Source organism: Chitinophaga sp. (assembly GCF_036566945.1).
In the GTDB taxonomy this organism is placed as follows: domain Bacteria; phylum Bacteroidota; class Bacteroidia; order Chitinophagales; family Chitinophagaceae; genus Chitinophaga.
Map to the genome: position 1 here is coordinate 1 of NZ_DATCVJ010000479.1, position 3,425 is coordinate 3,425.

1 protein-coding gene and 1 pseudogene are annotated in these 3,425 nt (G+C 45.2%); one reads left to right on the forward strand and one right to left on the reverse strand.

Annotated features, from left to right (window positions below):
- Positions 1 to 102 precede the first annotated feature (102 nt).
- Positions 103 to 2,451, forward strand: a complete 2,349-nt coding sequence (locus tag VIP81_RS14675) for an FUSC family protein (protein ID WP_331962001.1) — start codon at positions 103 to 105, stop codon at positions 2,449 to 2,451.
- Positions 2,452 to 2,850: 399 nt separating this feature from the next.
- Here the strand turns inward: VIP81_RS14675 and VIP81_RS14680 are convergent.
- Positions 2,851 to 3,425, reverse strand: a pseudogene (locus VIP81_RS14680) (bacillithiol biosynthesis protein BshC); the annotation flags it as partial.

The following is a 3,425-nucleotide window of genomic DNA, read 5'->3' on the forward strand; positions in this document are numbered from 1 at the left end:
TGATTTTGGAAGATGTAAAAAAGATTTTGGGAGATATAAGCGGATAAATATTTTATCCGCTTATATCTACGCTAATCTTTTTTAATCCTGAAAAACAAAATCTTGAAAATCAGCATAATCAGTATCATCCTGAGTAAGAAAAAAATCCGCATCTTTGCGGCATCAAAAACCCAATTTCGTTTGCGTACAGAACAGCGGATCAATAACATCAAAAATTTCCTTTACAGTTATCATTTCAGCAACGGTATGCGTACCACCATCAGTGTGGTAGTGCCTTCCCTCGTATTTGCCTGGTTTGACCAGCTGGGTCTTGGCATAGCCATGTCTATGGGCGCGCTGTGTACTGCCCTGAGCGATGTTCCCGGCACCATCATCCATAAACGGAATGGCCTGATCATCAGCACAGGACTGATCTTCCTTACAGCATTGGGCACCGGGCTACTCATCCCCTATACCATCCCCATGGCGATATGGATCGCCGGCTGCTGCTTTATGTTTGCCATGTTGCTCGTATATGGCAACCGGGGTGGTAATATTGGCACCGGGTGTTTGCTCGTAATGGTATCCATACTGGGCGAAACCCAGCTAACACCACAGCTTACCCTGTTGCATGCGTCTATGGTGCTGCTGGGAAGTATCTGGTACGCCATCCTGGCCCTTACCCTCTGGCAAATACGACCCTACCTCAATGTACAACAGGCATTGGGTGATTGTATCATACAAACCGCGCGTTACCTGGAAACAAGGGCAAACTTCTATACGCCCGGTGTGAATGTGGCTGATAACTACAAGGCAGTACTGGAACAACAGGTGATTGTGAACGAAAAACAGGAAAATGTCAGGGAACTCCTCCTGAAAAGGCGTTCTGCCCAACAAGGTACCACCAGCATCAACAAAAGCATGGTGCTGATATTCCTGGATATGGTGGACCTGCAGGAACAGATCATGGCGTCACAAACAGACTATAACGCGCTGCAGGCCGACTTTAAAGACGAAGACATCCTGGGGAAATTTCATGCCCTCATTCTTGAATTCACAGAAGAACTCAGAAATATTGGAATGGCGGTAGCTTCAGGTCAGCGATCCCTTCCCAAAACCAACCTGAAGTTTGAGATGGAGAAGGTAAAACAGTCCATCAGTAACATTACCCTGAAACTCCCTACCCTCAAAGAAAGAACACGCACTATCCCACTGACCAACATCCTGCAGAACCTGCAGGACATGGCCCAGCGTATTTATAATTTACACCGGCTTACCCGGCTCGAAAGACTAAAAGATGAATCGATAGATCCTAAACTGGAACTCTCGAAGTTCACCACCCGTCAGAAGTACGACTTTGAAACGTTCCGGGATAACCTCACGTTTAAATCTCATATCTTCCGGCATGCTATCCGGGTGAGTCTTGCTACCGTAGCGGGTTACGGACTGGGCATGGCATTCCACCTCGACCGGGTGTACTGGATTCTGTTAACGATCGTAGTGATCCTTAAGCCGGGATTCGGGCTCACCAAATCACGCAGTATACAACGTTTAATCGGTACCGTTACCGGCGCTTTATTTGCCGCGGGACTGCTATACATCACGCATAACAACACCGTTATTTTTATCGTGATGCTGCTATGTATCCTGGGCGCCTATAGTTTTATGAGCTTCCAGTATACGCTCAGCGTATTTTTCGTCACCCCATTCATCATCTTCCTGCTGCATTTTCTGCATCCATCGGATTTGTATAATGTAACCCAGCGGGTACTCGACACCTTCGTGGGCGGAGGTATTGCCTTCTTCGCCAATATGCTGCTATGGCCTACCTGGGAGCATAATTTCCTGCCGGATTATATGAAGAAGATGATGGAGGCGAACCGTAAATATTTTGAACTGGTGATGCGGGCCTATTCCAATGAACAGGTGACCGTCACCGATTTGAAGCTGGCCAGAAAAGATACGTATGTCGCTTCTGCCAACATGATGTCTGCCTTCCAGCGCATGCTCTCTGAACCAAAGAGTAAGCAAAAAAACGGTTCACAGGTATATCACTATGTGGTATTGAATCATACCTTCACTTCACATACTGCCACGCTGGCGGCTTACAGCATGCACCACGGCGTACAGTTTCCACGGCCCGAATACCGGGAAATAACGGATTACCTGCTGCACTACATGGATCAATTAACCCTGATGATTGATCCGGCTACCAGTGGTAGTGCTAGTTTATCTCCGCAGGTACATGCCTTCGAACGTCTCGATCATCACCTGGAAGACCTGGTACACAAAAGACAACAGGAAATCAATGAAGGCCAGGGGCCTACGCCGATACGCGATGAGATGCTGGAAACCAAACAAGTACATGATCAGCTGATGGCTATATTATCGCTCGTGAAAGATATGTGTAAAGCACTCACACAAAAAGAAGGAACCGAAGGCGCGAAAGAAGTGAAGTTGCCGGCAAAGTGAGGTAGGAGCGCAAACCTGCAGTCTTTCACCATACTATCTTAAAGTGGTTTGTAAGCATAGTCATATATTGCTTCCTTGCGGAACAAAGGCGATGCCACGGCCATTCTATACTATTAATTATAATAATATATTATTTATTTAAACTTGTTGAGTTTTGTACATTCAGCGTTCACATATGAAACGATAGTCCCCGCGATTTTTTGTCTTACTCAGGATTATACTGATTATACTGATTTCCGGATTTCTGTTTTTTTGATTTTGGAAGATGTAAAAAGATGAAGGGAGATAAAAGCGAATATCTGCTCATATCTCCCTTCATCTTTTTTAATCCTATAAATCCAAAGAAAAAAAATCAGTATAATCAGTATAATCCTGAGTAAGACAAAAAATCGCCAGGATCTACGCAATATTGCTAACCGCTTCCACTGGTGCATCCAGTATGGTAAACTGATCTGTTACCGGCGTAATAGCCGCCAGTAGCCGATCAAAGAAGGCAGGGCCTTCTGCGGCGTACCAGGGCAGCAGGTTTTCTTTACGTTCCTGTAAAGAACCTGCGGGGAACAGTTTATTTTTTATCTGGCGGATCTGATCTGTTTGCCACGCGAACTTTTTCTTTTCGGCGCGGAGAAATTTGTGTTCCAGTTTACCGATAGACTTCAATGCTTTTTTCCGTTCTGAGCCGGTAGTAGCCACGAGGGTGACGTCGATGCTGCGGGCTTTTTCTTCCAGCGCATCAAATAATTGCTCAATCGCAGCATATTCATCTTTCAATACCAGTGAGGCGTTAGTATGTTGCTTCACATAATCGTTAACGATATCTTCCGTGCTCTTAAAAAGTTCGGTGGTAGTAATGCCCAGTTTGTGCATTCTTTGCCGGGATACTTCATCTGTGAGCAACAGTGAATTACGCAATAATAATATGGGAAAAGGAACTTTATAATGTATAAATAACTGCTGTAATTCCAGCCAGTAGG